This window comes from Flexithrix dorotheae DSM 6795 (genome assembly GCF_000379765.1).
Taxonomy (GTDB): Bacteria; Bacteroidota; Bacteroidia; order Cytophagales; family Flammeovirgaceae; genus Flexithrix; species Flexithrix dorotheae.
In genome coordinates this window covers 1-17,909 of sequence record NZ_KB903435.1, presented here as the reverse complement: position 1 = coordinate 17,909, position 17,909 = coordinate 1, and the positions used below count along the sequence as shown (strand labels likewise).

Below are 17,909 nucleotides of genomic sequence, written 5' to 3'. Positions count from 1 at the left end.
TACAATTTCAAGTTAAAAATTTTGATTAAAAGGAGGCATTCAAACCAAAAGTTATCGTTTTTGGGTATGGATACCGACCATAGTCCGTACCTCCATCCTCAGGGAGCAACCCTTTATACTTAGTAAAATAGTGCAGGTTACTTCCAGTGGCATATATCCTTAAATTTGTGATTCCAATCTTTTTTAGGGAAGGAAGTTTTGGTACCTGATAACTTAGGGTTACTTCTCTTAATGCAAGGTAATCTCCTTTTTCATGGTAATAAGAACTCCCTCTGAAAGAATTGTTTTGAGCCAATTGGTCTGCCCAGTAATATCTTGGAATATCAGTTTCATCCCCTTGTTTTTGCCATGAACGCAAAACATCATTAGTAATACCGATATCACCCTGGAACTGGCCATTGAATGTTGCTCTTGTTAAATTATAAATGGTATGACCAAGTGCATAATCCATTCTCACCAAAAGGCTAAGACCTTTATAACTAAAAGTATTACTAAAACCACCTGTCCATTTAGGATAAATATTCCCTGTATAAACCCTGTCTCTGGTATCTATTGTATCATTTGCATCCAGATCCATCCATTGCACATCCCCACCAAATTTTGATTTGTCCGTGCCAGCCACCAACATATCTACAGGGCCTTCATTAGCTTCCTGATCTGTAGAGTATACTTTTTCATACTGATAGGCATACAATTCACCTAAAGTCTGTCCTTCTTGTAAACCTCCTTTCCAAACATAAGAACCCGTCACCGGATCATACACATTTATACCTCCAATCCTATTATTTGGATTATCATTTTCGGGAAGTTTTAAGATTTTATTTTTATTCTTGGCAGTATTAAAGCTAATCGACCAGCTGAAACCATTCTGTGTCTCTATAATGTTTGCTCCAATTTCTAATTCTATCCCTTTGTTTTCAAGTGAACCAAGGTTAGTTAGAATACTGGTAAATCCTGTGGAGTAAGGCAGATCTAAATTGGTTAATAAATTATCTGTTACTCTTCTATAATAATCAAATATTGCCGTAACCCTGTTATTAAATATGCCGAAATCAACCCCTACATCAAATGTGCGAGATTCTTCCCATTGCAAATCTTTGTTTGCCATTCGGTTATTCTGAATCCCGGCAACTCCATTATACCTTACACCTGCTGTATAGGCACCTTGAGCGTGGAAATCATTTAAATCGCTCAAATTACCATTAATACCATAACTTGTTCTTAACTTGAAACGACTAAACTGCTCAGGTAAGTTATCCCAAAAATTTTCTCTATGGAGATTCCATCCCACTGAGACTCCGGGAAAAACTCCCCATTTATTATTGTCTCCAAGGTTAGAGGCGCCATCATACCTAAGGTTTGCTGAAAGAAGGTATTTCTGATCAAAATCATATAATACTCTACCAAAAAAACCTATGGTTCTGAATTGAGAAGTATAGCTATAAACACTGGTAGGTTCAGCAGATGCATTTAATGTTGGTACGTTATCAGTAGCCGCTCCTCTTCCTGTCGCACTTAGTGAATAGTTCTTTCTATCCTGATACATAGCTCCTGCTTTTAATTGTAAATTATGTCCACTTTTAAAGTCTGGGCTATAAGTAAACACTCCATCAAATTGTTTTTGCCAATAGCTGGAATGACTTGCTGATGCATTTCTGGAGTCTACAAACTGAGTAGCGGTATTATAGTAACCCTCTTGGAAGAAGTTTTCAATTCCTTGAACAGCATATAAAGAAACTAATGGTTCAAAGCTCAGATTTTTAATAATGTCCCAATTTCCTCCTACACTCATGGTTAATCGATTGGTGTTGTTGAAGGCCTGTAGTTTATCTAAATGGTAAGCTGGATTCCCTAAACTCCTGTTTTGACCAGGGGCTAAAGTTCCATCTTCATAGGTATATTTAGCAGTGGGAGGGAGACCTAATGCTCGTTGGAAAAGCTGATTTTCACTGTAGACCTGATTGTTTGAAGAATTTGTGAAATTTATTTTACCAATAACTGATACATTATCTTTTATTCGTAGGTCTGCGTTAAGACGCCCCGTAAATCTTTCATAACCGGTGTAGATAGCAACTCCTTCAGATTTAAGGTAACCTAAACCCAAGTCAAAAGTAGCCTTTTCACCTCCACCAGTTGCAGAAAGATAATGGTTTTGAGTAACCCCGGTTCTAAATAATACATTCTGCCAGTCAGTATCTTTAAAAATAATGGTTTTTGAAGGATCAAGTGGGTCAGGCATGCTTTCCCAGCCTTCCCTGAGTTTATATTCATTCTCCGGAGTGAGGTACTGTGTAGTAAAAGCTGTATTATTAGTTAAGTCATTTCCAATACCAGAACCAGTCGCTAAATCTAATCGGCTTAATCTTTCAGGATGTTTTTCTCCGGTTGCCGCTAAACCTAACCGGTTGAAATAAATATAATCCCTGGCAGATGCAAGATCATATTTTTTTTGTAATTCGGAGTAACCTAAATTGAATTTGTAGGAAATTCGGGTTTTGCCACTTTCTCCTGTTTTTGTTGTTATAATTACTACTCCGTTGGAAGCTCTTGAACCATAGATTGCAGTGGCAGCAGCATCTTTCAAAACCTGAATGGTTTCAATATCATCCGGATTGACATCGTCCATCTGGCTTCTAAAAACACCATCAATAATATATAATGGAGTAGAGCCATTTGGATTATTGATGGAAGTACCACCTCGAAGAATAATTCGTGGTGCTTGCCCTGGCTGACCTGAGGTATTTTGTACCCGAACACCAGAAATAGTTCCCTGCAAAGCGGAAGCTGCATTAGTATAGGGAATATTTTCTAACACTTTGTTATCTAACTTTGAAATTGACGTAGTTAAGGTTTCCCTGGATTGGGTCCCATAACCAATGACAACTACTTCATCCAGTTGTTCTAAATCGGGTTCTAACTGAACATTGATCTCTGATTGGCTATTAACTTCAATTTCTTTCGTCTGAAACCCGATAAAACTGAATTGCAGAATGGCCGTGGAACTTACTTCAAGCTTATAATTTCCTTCAAAATCGGAGGTTGTACCTACAGTGGTACCCTTTATTAAGATGCTAACTCCTGGTAAGGGTTCTCCATCATTATCAATAACTTTCCCTGAAACAAGTTCTAAATCTTGAGCCATGACTACTGATAGTTTAATAAGCATGCATAGCAAAAAGAAAGGGCATTTTAAATTAAGGTAGCTTTCTTTTTTCATAATTTCATATTTTAAAAAATGAGTTTTTAAATGAGAGGAGTAATTTCCAAATTATTAGTTTGTGAGTACCCAGACTAATAGTCCAAATGTATTGTTGAATTTGGAGCAGGAGGGGGGACAAAAATCTAAAAACTGGGATAGAATTATCCGCATGGGATATAAAAATCCATAGGGAGGGTTATAAAAATTTATTTTTATAACCTGCAGTTGTTTATTAGCAAAAACATGGAGTTTTTTTAGCCCCTATTTGAATAAATGGGGTATCCTTGTTTTCACATGCTGCTTATTTTAAATCAATCATCGAATTGTAATGGATTATTCTGGAGATTCTGTTTTTACAGGTATAGTTCGGTAATGGTACATTAAAAGCAGGCTTAAGAATTATTCGATGACTTATCTGAAAATTCTGAAGGGGAAACACCAAATAATTGTTTGAATTTCTTTGTAAAATATTTTGGTTGATTAAAACCTACCATATAACATACTTCGGATATTTTTAATTTTTGTTGGGATAGAATTTGGGCTGCTCTTTTTAACCGAATTATTTGAACGAACTCATTAGGAGTTTGGCCAGTAATTCCTTTTAATTTGGTAAATAAAAGTGAGCGACTTAAGCCTAACTCTTTGCCTAACAAAGCCACATCCAATTCTGAGGAATCAATATATTGTTCCACCACTTTTATGGCTTTGGCAATAAGTTGTTCGTCTAAGGGAGTTAAGGCAATTTCACTGGGTTCTAAATGTAATTGTTTACTGAACTTATCCCTTAGTTTTCTTCTTGATTCTAAGAGGTTTTTTACTTTTAAATCCAGTATTTTTAAATGGAATGGTTTAGTGATGTAATCATCGGCTCCAGCTTCCAACCCTTCCAATTTGAATTGAAAAGAATCCTTGGCTGTCAATAAAATAACTGGAATATGGCTGGTTTTCATTTCTGTTTTCAAATGATGGCAAACTTCAGTTCCATCCATACCTGGCATCATCACATCACTGATAACCAAATCTGGTAATAGATTTTTTGCTATTTTTAACCCTTCTATTCCGTTAGGAGCTGTGGTAACTTTATAAAACCCGTTAAAGCTTTTTTCTAATAAAGCAAGTACTTCAGGATTATCTTCAATGAATAATAAGGTAGGTTTAGTGGTGGTGTCTGTACCCTTATTATCAATAATTTCAATATCTTTTTCAAAATTAGATTGACCTAAATCACTTTGGATATGATGTTCAACACCATCAGTTAAAATTTTCTCATTATCAGCAAAATCTAATGGTCCAAAATGCTCTTTACCATTTTTTAAAATAACTTTAAAAACCGTTTCATTATTCGGAATACTTTTCACTTCTATCCTTCCCTGGTGAAGTTCAACTAAGTTTTTAGCCAATGCCAAACCTATTCCTGAACCAGCAAAGTACTTGCCTTCGGATCTTTCATTTTGAAAATAGCGATCAAATATATGTTCGAGATGTTCATCCAAAATTCCTTTTCCATTATCGGTTACCTCAATATAAGTTTCCTGTAAATCAAAATTAGTCGCTATCCTGATAGAAATTTTGCCATTGTCTTTTGTAAATTTAAAAGCATTTGAAATCAGGTTATACATTACTTTCTCCATCTGTTCACTATCAATCCATACCTTTATATTTTGCTGATCAGTTAAGAAATCAAATGTTATATTTCTTTGGTTAGCAAGGCTATTAAAGGAAGATTTAATTTTCTTTATAAATGTTTCAAGGTTTTCCTCGCCAATTTGTAGTTTCAGGTTTCCTGTTTCTTGTTTTCTAAAATCAAGAATTTGGTTTATGAGTCTAAGCAATCGTTCAACATTTCTGTAAATTGTTTTTAATTGGTTTTGAACAGACTGGTTAAGGTCCTCCCGGACCATTAATTTTTCTAAAGGAACAAGAATCAAGGTAAGTGGTGTTCGTAGTTCATGACTAATATTTGTAAAAAAGGTAAGCTTCATCTGATTGAGCTCTTCAGATTTTTCTTTTTCCAACTTTGTTATTTTTAGATCATGCCGAAGTTTGATTCTGGTGGAAATGATTTGTTTTCCCAAAATGCTGAGTCCGACTAAAATAAAAAAGTAGCTAAAGTATGCCCAGTTCGTTCGCCACCATGGGGGTAAAACCACTAACTTTAAAGATAAAGTTGGACTAATCTGATTTCCTTGAAAATTAGTGGCAGCTAATTGAAAATTATAGTTTCCTGGAGATAAATTAGAATAAGGAGCAAATCGTCTTGTGGAACTTGTATTAATCCAATGATCATCTTCCCCCTCTAATTTGTAGGCATATTGTATTTTTTCAGGAGAAGAAAATTCAAGGGCCGCAAATTCTAGTAGGAAGACATTGTTTTTGTTATTTAAAACAACCTCCTGTATACCCCAAATACTTTTATTTAATATTAGTTGATCATTTAGAAACTGACCTGGTTTAACTGACTTATTTAAAACTCTTAGATTAGTTAGGACTAATCTTGGAGAAGGTTGAGACTTGAGCACAAGTTCAGGATTAAAAACGTTGAAACCATTAGTCCCACCAAAGTAAAGAAGTCCGTTTGTATCTTTAAAAACTGACCCCAAGTTAAATTCATCTGATTGAAGGCCATCGTTTACGGTGAAATTTTTAAAAGATTCCTTTTGAGGATCAAATCGACTCAAACCTTTTACAGTACTTATCCAGATGAAACCATTTTCATCTTCTACCATTGCCTTAATTACATCACTTGGCAGGCCATTTTTTTCACGATATACCTTAAAGGTGTTTTTATCCGGATCAAAAAGATTTAATCCTCCTCCAAAAGTCCCTATCCAATAATTTCCTCTTTTATCATGTAAAAACGATGTGATTACATCATTACTTAAGCTGGTATTATCCCCCGGTTTGTTTCTGAAAATTTGGAAATTATTGGTTTTAAAGTTGAATTTATTGAGACCTCCGCCATAGGTACCAATCCAAATTATACCCGATCGATCTTCAACCACTACTCTCACATCATTGAAACTCAAACTCTTATGATCATTTGGGTTATTTGTAAAATTGATAAATTGATTTTTTGATGGGTTATATTGGCTAACTCCTCCTCCATTCGCAAATCCAATCCAGAGATTTCCTTTACTATCTTCAGTTATCGTCCAAACTTCATCATCTCCAATAGAATCAGGATCCTTTGGATTATGCCTAAAATGAGAAAATGTCTTGTTTTTTCTATTAAATCTATTCAAACCTCCCCCATCGGTGCCAATCCAAATATTCCCGGCTTTGTCTTCAAAAATACACTGCACGTTATTATGACTTAAACTTTGAGTATTTTTTGGATCATGAAGAAAATGGGTAAAAGTTCCATTATTCTTATTGTAAAGGTTAAGTCCTCCACCAAAAGTGCCCACCCATAATTGTCCATCCCTATCCATTAATATAGATTTAACAAGTTTCCCTTGAAGGCTTGAGTAATCTCCAGGGATTTGATAAAAATGTTTAAATTGTTGCACTCTTGGGTCCAGCTTATTAAGTCCTTCCCCTGAATACATACCAACCCATAAAATGCCTGATTTATCCTCAAAAAGGCTAAATACTGAAAGCCCTTTAAGGCTATAAGGCCTGTTAGGCGTATCTTTAAAATTAATAAATTCTTGTTTTTTTTGATCAAAAAGGTTTAATCCGCCACCTAGAGTACCCACCCAAAGGTTTCCTTGCTTATCTTCTAATATGGATGATATATTATTGAAACTAAGTCTTTCCTCTCCGTTTTGTTGAAAGTGTCTAAAAGATTTTTCATTTAAATCAAATTGAAATAAACCAAAATGTTCTGTACCAATCCACAATTTGTTTTGAGAATCTTGTAATATGGTTTTCACCGACTTGATTTCATGACCATTTATTTTTGGCAGATGAAATTTTATAAAAGTCTGATTTTGACGATTAAAATATTGAAGTCCACCATCATAAGTACCTATCCAAAGTGTTTGTTGTTTGTCCTCATAAATCGTCCAGACCTCATTGTCGGAAATTGAAAGTGAATTACCAGACTCATGTTTAAAGTGCTTTATTTTTACCACTTTTTGAGTTTCAGGATCAATAATTAGTTTGTTTAACCCCTCCCCCAGGGTGCCAGCCCAAACATTATCATGATGATCCACACAAACAGAAAATACTTTATTATGACTTATGGACTTATTCTGATGAAGGTTCTGGGTAAATGAAGTAAAACTATCAGTTAAAGGATCATACCTATTAAGCCCACCTCCGCTTGTTCCAATCCATAAATTGCCTTTTGTATCACTATCAATAGCTCTAATTACATTGCTACTTATACTTTCAGGATCTTCCGGGTTATGTCTGTAAACCACAAATGAGTAACCATCGTACCTGCATAAACCATCATCTGTTCCAAACCAGATAAACCCCTGATGGTCTTGATGTATGGCTAGAATTGAATTATGAGGTAATCCATTTTTTCCAGAAAGATGGCTAAACTTAAAGAAGATGTCTGAACCATTTTGGCTAAAAAGTAGGGTATTAGTTAAAAAAAACAAACAGGTTGTAAGGCACCAATTCATGACATTTCCACGTGATTTAAAAACAAAGATAATTGTCTGGATTACTTTTTCCAGTTCTCTAATTATGTTTATAACTTTTTAAAAATTCTGTAGGGGTTTTACCAAAATGTTTTTTAAATCCATTCCTGAAATTTTTTGTAGAGGCATATCCTACCTTAAAAGCAACTTCACTTACATTGAATTCTCCTTCAACAAGCAATTTGGCAGCGTTTTTAAATCGTATAGTCTGAATAAAATCTTGTGGAGATTGGCCTGTCAGGGACTTGATTTTTCTAAAGAATTTACTTCTGCTCATTCCAACCGTTCTAATAATAGCCTCAATATTGAATTCTGTTTCAGTCATATTTTCTTCAGTTATTTTAATTACCTCCTCCAAAAAATCATTATCTAGACCGGTATTGGTGAGGTTACCTGGGGCCAGATCTAATTGATTCTTATACTGTTCTTTAAGTCTTAACCGAGATTCCAGTAAATTTTCAACTCTGGCCATAAGTAGTTTCATGGAAAATGGTTTGAGTATATAATCATCTGCACCAGTTTGGAGACCTTCAATAATTTCATCATCTTCAGTTTTGGCAGTAAGGAGAATGACCGGAATGTGGCTGGTATCAATGTTTGATTTCACTTTTTTGCATAATTCAAGCCCATCCATTCCTGGCATCATGATATCAGAAATGATAAGATCAATATTATTTTTGGCGGCAATTTCCAATCCCTCCTGACCATTTTGACATGTTTTTATGTTAAATCCTGATTGTAGGCTTTCCCGAAGGAAAAAATTCACATCATTGTCATCTTCTACAATGAGTATTGTCTTTGGCATTTTATCATCTAATATGTTCTTTGGTAAAGATTCCACTTCAGCATTAATCAATGGTTTTAAAGGTGTGTATGGTTGGATTGGCTCCTGGCTAAATAATATCCCATCCCGATTTTCTAAATGGGCTTTGCCAATAGGTAGATGAATAATAAAACTACTCCCTTCTTTTTCTTTACTCATCACTAGTAATTCTCCGTGATGTAGTTCAATTAAGCTCTTTGAAAGTGACAAACCAATCCCTGTGGAACTTCCTCTTTGTTTTACCTGATAAAATTCTTCAAAAATCTTTTTCAAATTTTCTTTGGAAATACCCGGACCTGTATCTGATACAGTAATTGAAACACTATTTTGCTGGTTAGAATTATTTCTAAGGAGGTCTAACTCCACAGTAATTCGATCCCCTTTTTTAATGACCTTAAAAGCATTTGATAACAAGTTATGGATTACTTTATCTATTTTCTCTTTGTCTATCCAAAGGCGTTGGCTTTTTAAGGAAGAAGTAAAAGTTAATTCAATAGCTTTTTCCACTGCAAGAAATCTAAAATTATCTACAATTTCTTCAATAAAAGATACAATATCTTCTTCGGAGGCATGTAGTTTCATTTTACCCTGATTAATTTTTCTGAAATCCATTAACTGATTAACTAACTGGAGTAACCTGATAGAATTCCTATGAATAAGTCTGAGGTGCTTTTCAATTTGTTCTTTGTTAAGGTTTGTATCCAAAAGCTTTTCTACTGGTCCAATAATAAGAGTGAGAGGTGTCCTAAATTCATGTGAAATGTTTGTGAAAAATTTGAGCTTTATTTGGCTAATTTCATGTTCTTTTTCTTTGGCCATTCGTTCCAACTTTAAGTCATTTAGTAATTTCACTTTGGTGAGAGCCGCTTTTCTGGCCCCTAAACTCACCAAAAGAAAAATGAAAAAGTATAATCCTACCGCCCACCATGTTCTCCACCAGGGAGGAGAAATAACGATTTTAATTGAAGTCCCCTTATCATTCCAAATTCCATCATTATTGGCTCCTTTTACCTTAAAAGTGTACTCCCCAGGGTTTAAGTTGGTGTATGTGGCCTGATTTTGAGCACCTACGTAATTCCAATCCTGATCAAAACCTTCCAAAATATAAGCATATTGATTTTTTTGAGGGGATAAATAGTTTAAGGCCACAAACTCAAAAGATATGACTGAGTGCTTATGGTTTAATTCAATGAGCTCAGTCTCACTTATATTTTTTTTTAAAGGGGAATTTTCAGCTCCTGGAACTACTTTTTTGTTGGCTATTAAGAAATCTGTAATAATGACGGAAGGGACAATTGGATTTGGATTTATATCATTCGGGTGAAAATAAGTTACCCCATGGGTGCTCCCAAAAAATAAGGTGCCGTCATTTGCTTTAGCAATTGAGTTTTCATTAAATTCCAGTCCTATTATCCCATCTTCATAGCCTAGGTTTTTAATTTCATGGTTATCAATTGAAAATTTGGAAATTCCTCGATTAGTACTTATCCATAAATTATTGTTATCATCACTTAATATCCCCTTGATGGTATTACTTGGTAATCCGTTGGCTGTCGTGAAATGTTTAAAGTTATCATTAATTCTGTCATAATAGTTTAGTCCGTTGTCCGTACCAACCCATAACCCCCCATGAGAGTCTTTGCAAAGTGAATAGACCTGGTTACCACTTAGGCTTGTACTATCACTTGTTGAGTGTTTCCATGACTTTAATTTTTCAGTGGTTAAATTAATTTGGTTTATCCCATTGAAAGTTCCAATCCAAATTGAATTTTCATTTTCTTCCAAGAGTGCGGAGACATGGTTGTGATTTATAGAATTGGGATTCTGAGGGTCATGTTTAAAGTTGATAGCCTTTTGTGTATTTGGATTGAATTTTATCAGTCCCTGCTCTCGTGATCCCATCCAGATATTCCCTGAAATATCTTCGTAAAAGCATTTGATATATAATGCCCCAAGCACGGGGTTTGTCTTCCCAAAATGAATAAATTTATTTGTTTGTTTGTTATAGATATCAAAACCATTCAAATAAGTGCCGATAAACAATTGTCCATTCTTAGATTCATAAAGTCCGTTAATTACCTCATCTGAAATGCTGTTTGGGTGCTTGGGATTATGCCGAAATTGCCGGATAGAATTATTATTTCTGTCAAACAAGTTTACTCCACCATGATCAAAGCCTATCCACATTTTCCCATTATTACTTTCAGATAAAGCTAATACTGATTTGCCGGAAATACTCGGCTTTACCTGATTGGTGAATTGAAGGTTTTGGATCCTACTTTTATATTTATTAATGATATTAATGCCATCATTTACAGTCCCAACCCAAAACACACCGTCTTTATCCTCGGTGATACTGGTAATACTCTGAACACTAAGACCATCTTGATTTCCATTTTTTCTAAAAGGATTAAATTTGCCTGAAAGATTATCAAATAAAATTAACCCATTTCCATCTGTTGCAATCCAAAGTACATCATTACTGTCTTTAAAAAGGCCAAAAATCAGATTGGATTTTGAGTTGGGGTAATTGGTTGGCTCAGTTAATTTTTTAGAAGAAGTATTATAAATTTTTAATCCGGAATTATATGACCCAACCCAATAGTTGAATTTATCCTTTTGAAGGATATCAATAACAGAAAGATTTTTTGAAGAAGGCTCAATCTTTACAGGAAGATACTTGCAGTTTTTTTTGTCAAAAATGCTAACACCTCCTTCCTTTTCTCTTAATACCCAAGCCCCATATCCCAAAATTAACTGATCATCAGGCCCATCGATAATTGCTCTTAATTCAGCTTTTTTTGGATTGGGAAAGCTTTCAAAAGTATCCGTACTATCACGGTAGAGAAACAAACCTCCATCACCTGTACCAACCCACAATTGTTGATGATTATCTTCATAAAGCTCTGAAATAGGGATATTACTAAAATGACTTTTATTTTCATCATTGGCCTTTGGTTTTATGAAACCGTCTTGTGCCGGGTTTAGTCTATTCAGGCCTTTAGTGGTACTTACCCAAAGGTTCCCTGTATGGTCTTCTAGTATTTTGGTGACAATATTTGAGCTTATAGAGCTGGGATTAGTAGGATCGTGGCTATATTCTATAAACCTGATACCATCAAATTTATTCAATCCCTCATTTGTTCCTATCCAAATGAAACCTTGACTATCCTGTAAAATATAGTTTATGTGATTATTAAGAAGCCCATGGGTTGTATTAAGGTATTCTACGGGGTAAAGATCATATTTAGGTTGAGCCAATAAAAACTGATTCCAGGATTGTAGGAAAGCCAACAATAAAAATAAAACATCTTTTTGGGTACATCTCATTAATCTTGAAAGTAGGATTCACGGCCTAATAACTAAACCTGAAAATACTGTTTTAAAAAAACATTTTCAGCAATTCAAATATAAAAATGCAGCAGAATAACCAGAATTGACCTCTTGATTGACCAGTTTTATCCTATCCTGAATAGGTTTAGCCCTCTTTATTACCATTTTTAGCCACTCCAAAAGTCCCCCAAAATGATAACTTAGTTTCCAAAAATCTGGAATAAAATTGAAAGGAGAAAAAAGAAGGAATTACAAAAAATGGCTTTGGCTTGAGGTGATTTTATCCTTTTTGGTGGTTGCCTTTGCTATTTTTTTCATTTACCTGGCCAGCTAGATTAGGCTAAGCCTGGATTGGTTTAATAACAAAGTACAACAATGGTTGTATTCTATTTTCTAATTAACTTAAATATATGATTATGAAAAAAACGTTGACTATTTTATTATTTTTTGCCTTATTTTCCCATGTATGGGCACAGGAAAGGAAGTTATCCGGAAAAGTCACGGATGAAAACGGAGAGGGCTTACCAGGAGTAAATGTACTATTAAAAGGAACTAAAATTGGATCTGTAACCGATATAGAAGGTAATTATCAAATTGTGGTTTCTGGCGAATCAAACACTATTGTATTTTCATTTATTGGCTACCAAACGGGCGAAGTTGAAATTGGGTCATTTTCGGTTTTGAACCATGTGATGAAAGAGGATGTCACTTCTCTTTCTGAAGTGGTAGTAACGGCATTAGGTATTGAAAGAGAAAAAGAAGCTTTAGGGTTTTCGGTGACAGAACTGGAAGGCAAAGGATTTACACAAGCAAGAGAAACAAATGTGGCCAACGGTTTGGCAGGTAAAGTCGCTGGGGTTAATGTAAGTAATATTGCTTCAGGTCCGGCCGGATCATCCAGGGTAATTATTAGAGGAAATACTTCCTTAACCCAAAACAATCAGCCCTTGTATATTGTGGATGGAGTACCTATTGATAATAGTAACTTGGGTGCTGCTGGTCAATGGGGAGGAAGAGATCAAGGAGATGGTATTGGTAGTATCAATCCTGATGATATTGAAACCATGACTGTTTTAAAGGGAAATACAGCTGCTGCCTTATATGGATTTCGAGCTTCAAATGGAGTAATTTTAATTACTACCAAAAGTGGAAAGAGTAAAAAGGGATTAAACCTTGAAATTAATTCAAACTATGTTTTTGACAAGGCTATTAATCGGTTGGATATACAAAAAGAATATGGTCATGGCTCAAAAGGACAAAAACCAAAGACCCTAGAGGAAGCACTTGGAGCAGGAGATATTGCCTGGGGTGGAAAATTAGATGGAAGCAGTGTGATTCAATTTGATGGGGTAGAAAGACCATACGCTTATGCAGGTGATAATTTTGATAAGTTCTATCAAACCGGTCACACTTTTACCAATACAATTGCTTTGTCCGGAGGTAGTGAAGATATGGGATTCAGATTTTCTGCTTCGAAACTAGATAATGAAGGTATTATTCCCGGAAATAAGTATAAAAGAAACAACTTTAGCTTAAATGCAAATGGCAAAGTTGGAAAAAAGTTAACTTTTAATGCCAGTGGATCCTACATTGTTCAGGAAACAAAAAACCCACCAGCTCAGGGAGATTTAGTAAGTAATGTAAACTATACTGTTTGGAGTCTGGCTCCTTCTATCAATGTAGAAGATTTAAAGGGTGACCCTAACAGGCTAGGGGCAAATCCAGATGGTACAGAACTATTACCAGCCACTACAATTTGGTTTGAAAACCCTTACTATAGTGCCTACCAAAAGAAAAATGAAAGTGAAAGAAATCGTGTGTTGGGAAGTTTCTCTCTCCAATATGATTTTACCGAATGGCTTTATGTAAAAGGACGAATAGGAGTTGATCATTGGGACAGAAGAAATATGGATTTGAGACCTTATGGAAGTGCACAAAGTCCATTAGGATATATCAACCAATCACAAACCAAACATAATGAGATCAATAACGATATTATGCTTGGATCCCAACAGGAGTTTAGTAGTGGTTTTGGGTATAATGTATTGATTGGGGCATCCAGTATGCGACAAAATCGATACAGCAATAGTACAAATGGTAGGGACTTTGCCATTGCAGATTTTCCTCATTACTCAAATACAACTAACAGGACTGGAGGAACAAGTTTGTGGGAATTAGGAACTAATTCAGTTTATGGTCTTACCGAGGTTTCTTATAAATCCTACCTGTATTTAACTGCTACTGGTCGTCAGGATTGGTTTTCTACCTTAAATGGTAAAGGAATATTTTATCCCTCCGCAAGTATGAGTGCGGTAATTTCGGAAATGGTAAAAATGCCAACCTCATTCACCTACCTGAAACTACGAACTGCCTGGGCCCAGGTTGGTGGAGCCACTAATCCATATGCATTAAATCAAACCTATTCGCTGGGCCAACCTCATTATGGAGTTGCTCAGGGAGGAGTTGCTCAGAGTGTGGTTGCAAATGCTCAACTTAAACCCTTAACTGCTACTGAATTTGAGATTGGATTTGATGCAAGGTTTCTTGATAACAGGGTGGGCATTGACTTTGCTGTTTACAGTCGAAAAACGGAAGATGACATCCTAGATGCTAGTATTTCAACCACATCTGGATATAATGCAGCAAAAGTCAATGTAGGAAAAGTTACAAATAAGGGAGTTGAACTGCTTTTCACGGCTACTCCTATTCTGAAATCTAAATTTTCATGGGACATCTCTTTGAATATGAGCCATAACAAAAGTGAGGTTGTAAGCCTTCTTGACCCGGAGGTGGCAGATGAGCGTCTTTTCGTGGATCAAAACAGGGCACAAACTGCCAATGTAGAACATATTGAAGGCCTTCCTTATGGACAGGTTACCGGTTGGATTTATTTAAGAGATGCTGCAGGTAATATTGTTCATAACGATGCTGGTTTACCGATGAGGGATGAAGAGGCTGGTCTGGTTCCATTTGGAGCAGGGGTACACCCATTCTTTGGTGGGATAACCAATAGTTTCAATTTTGGTCCAATAAATATGAGTTTTCTTATTGATTACAAGTCGGGAGCAGTGATCTTCAGTGGAACTAATTCCTGGTTATACAGGAGAGGTATACATAAAAATACACTTGTGGGAAGAGAAGAAGGAATAGGAGTTTTGCCAGGTAGTGAAATGTCAACCTATTACAATGAAATCAGAAATAAAATTGCTGAGCAGTTTATCTATGATGCCGATTTTGCAAAGTTAAGAGAATTGACAATTGGATATAATTTACCCAAAAGCATATTAGACAAACTCAAAATAGCAAGTGCCCGATTTTCTATAGTAGGAAGAAATTTATTATTACTCCACTCGAATGTAGAAAATATAGATCCGGAGTCCACTTATAATGAAGGGAATGCCCAAGGAATGGATTATTTCCAGACTCCACAAAGTCGAAGCTATGGGTTCAACCTAAACCTTAAGTTTTAATTAAAAAATGAAAATGTCAAAAAATATGAAATCTATACTTTTTAAGAACAAATTTTTGGTGGTAACCTTGATCATTATTATGCTAACAAGCACTGCCTGTGAAGATGAGTTGACTGAAATTAATGAAAATCCTAATGAGATCACCAATCTTGATTATGGCATCCAATTGACAAATATATTGCTAAGCACCACTGAGGGAGGCTATGAGATGTTTAGAGCCTCTTTAGGGTATTGTTTTGCATCTATACAACAATTGGCGGATTTAGAAAGCCCAGTTTCCGGAGTATTTTTACCAGGTGATAAATATTTGAATGACCCCCTTTTCGCAGCTTCCCTTTTTGATGAAGTATATACACGAGAACATAAAAATCTGGCTGATTTCCTGCATCGAACAAAGGATGATGAGGAAGCGGTAAACTACCATGCCATGGGAAGAATATGGCGGGTAATGTCAGCCCATAGAATTACAGATATATATGGTGATGTTCCTTATTTTAATTCTGGAAAAGGATACATTGACAACAATTGGTTCCCAGCATATGATGCCCAAGAGGAAATTTATGCTGATATGCTAAACGAACTTGAAGGAGCTGTTTTGCAACTAGACCCAAATAAGAAAAACCCGGGGACAAATGATATCATTTACAACGGAGATCTGGATAAATGGAAAAAATTAGCCTATTCCCTGATGCTTCGTTTAGGGATGCGCCTTACGAAAGTAGACAATGGAGCAGCAGAAGTCTGGGTTAAAAAAGCTATTAGCGGTGGGGTAATGACCAGTAATGATGATATTGCCAAAATAATTCATGAAATTGGGGCAAGTCGTAATCCATTCTTTAATGGTTTTGAAACACGAGATCAGGTAAGGTTGAGTGCCACTTTTGTAGACTGGATGATTAACATGAATGATCCACGATTAGATATGATTAGTTATGTAGAATCAGGTGGCCCTCATAAGGGATTGCCTAACGGATATGATTATGAAACTATCCAGGATTACCCAGGTGGAAATGATTTAACTACTTACTCAAATTACAATCCTGAACTTAGAAAATGGGAATCTCCATCTTTTAGACAAACTTATGCTGAAGTAGAACTTTTACTTGCTGAAGCTGCAGTTTATAGTTGGCATGGGGGAGATGCGGCCGAACATTATGAAAAAGGTGTAAGAGCAGCCATCAATCAGTTTGGATTATTTGGAGTAGAATTGCCATCTGATTCTGCAATAGATGATTACCTCAATAATAATCCATTTGATCCTGCAAAAGGACTGGAAATGATTGGTGAACAATATTGGGCGGCAACTATCCTTGTTAGCTGGGAAGGTTACTCTAATTGGAGACGAACTGGATTTCCTGTGCTTACACCTACCAATTATCCTGGAAATGTTACTAATGGTCAAATACTCAGAAGATTAACCTATTCAGGAACAGAATATAGTTTAAATGCAGAAAATGTAAATGCAGCCAATAATCGACAAGGCCCTGATGACTTCATGACAAGAGTCTGGTGGGACAAAGAATAGAATAATCAATGTTTAATAATTCAAAGATAGGTTTAAATCTAAAAAAAACCTGTCTTTGAATTAGCTTTTCCGTTATCCGGGTTAATTTAAAAATATTTGTTGCCTTCACAAAAGCTCATTTCAGTAGGGTTCCTGAATAGGGGGTGGTTTCCTGGTTTCCTTATCAAAGGAAAAGGATATTCTTTATATTTTTAATTATTTAAAAGTTTGTTAGATGCTTGCTTTAAATTTATTAATTTCTAAAAATTTTAGTTGTTTGTGTACCTTTAATAATTTTTACTTGTCAAGAATCACACAAATCCCGACATATAATATCTTCCTCTATCACAATAAAAGGTAACAAATTAAAAGAGCCAAACAGTAATGCCAATACTGCTGCAGTGATTTCTTTTCTTTTCGGTTGCAGCGACCTTCCGAAATCCTGGATTGGTAAAGTTCCTGAGTCTATATTTGAATAGGAGAAAGATGGATTTTTACACCAGCCAATTATACCACAAAAGCCTGTTTTAAAAGCAAACTTGAAATTTAAATGATGAAATCAATCCAGAAATACTATCAGCTTAATCATTTGTGTTTATCCATTTTGTTCGTATTCTTCTTTGCTGCAAAATCCCTGGCCCAGGATTCAACAAATATAAAAGTGATGACCTATAATGTGTTGTACGGTTTTAAAGGAAATGACAACACCTCCAGAGAAATTGCGGCTATTGAATTTATTAAAAATCAGCAGGCTGATGTCATAGCCTTTCAGGAATTAAATGGGTTTACGGAGAAATCCTTACTTGAACTGGCAAAGCAATGGAATCATGAATATGCTGTAATCTTAAAGGAAGATGGGTTTCCGGTAGGTATTACNTCCAAAAGGCCCATCAAGCTTATAAGTAAAATGAAGGGAGGTTTCTGGCATGGAATGCTACATGTTTCTACTTATGGAATAGATTTTTTAATTGTGCATTTGTCTCCC

At 35.5% G+C, this 17,909-nt stretch carries 5 protein-coding genes; 2 read left to right on the top strand and 3 right to left on the bottom strand.

Annotation, left to right across the window (positions count from 1 at the left end):
• Nucleotides 1–25 precede the first annotated feature (25 nt).
• The 3 genes from A3EM_RS0109840 to A3EM_RS0109830 all read right to left on the bottom strand — a co-directional run bounded on the left by A3EM_RS0109840 (nt 26) and on the right by A3EM_RS0109830 (nt 11,947).
• On the bottom strand, nt 26–3,142 hold the full coding sequence (locus tag A3EM_RS0109840) for a SusC/RagA family TonB-linked outer membrane protein (RefSeq protein ID WP_020528032.1): 3,117 nt from the start codon (nt 3,140–3,142) through the stop codon (nt 26–28).
• Between the two features lie 449 nt (nt 3,143–3,591).
• Nucleotides 3,592–7,776, bottom strand: a complete 4,185-nt coding sequence (locus tag A3EM_RS41985) for a hybrid sensor histidine kinase/response regulator transcription factor (protein WP_020528031.1) — start codon at nt 7,774–7,776, stop codon at nt 3,592–3,594.
• A gap of 58 nt (nt 7,777–7,834) precedes the next feature.
• A complete protein-coding gene (locus A3EM_RS0109830) occupies nt 7,835–11,947 on the bottom strand; it encodes a hybrid sensor histidine kinase/response regulator transcription factor (RefSeq protein WP_020528030.1) in 4,113 nt (1,370 codons plus the stop codon).
• A 419-nt stretch (nt 11,948–12,366) separates the two neighbouring features.
• Here A3EM_RS0109830 and A3EM_RS0109820 point away from each other — a divergent pair, with 419 nt between their 5' ends.
• On the top strand, nt 12,367–15,420 hold the full coding sequence (locus tag A3EM_RS0109820; protein ID WP_020528028.1) for a SusC/RagA family TonB-linked outer membrane protein: 3,054 nt from the start codon (nt 12,367–12,369) through the stop codon (nt 15,418–15,420).
• 25 nt (nt 15,421–15,445) lie between these two features.
• Nucleotides 15,446–16,945, top strand: coding sequence for a SusD/RagB family nutrient-binding outer membrane lipoprotein (locus A3EM_RS0109815; protein ID WP_169513342.1), 1,500 nt, complete (start codon nt 15,446–15,448; stop codon nt 16,943–16,945).
• Nucleotides 16,946–17,909: the final 964 nt, after the last annotated feature.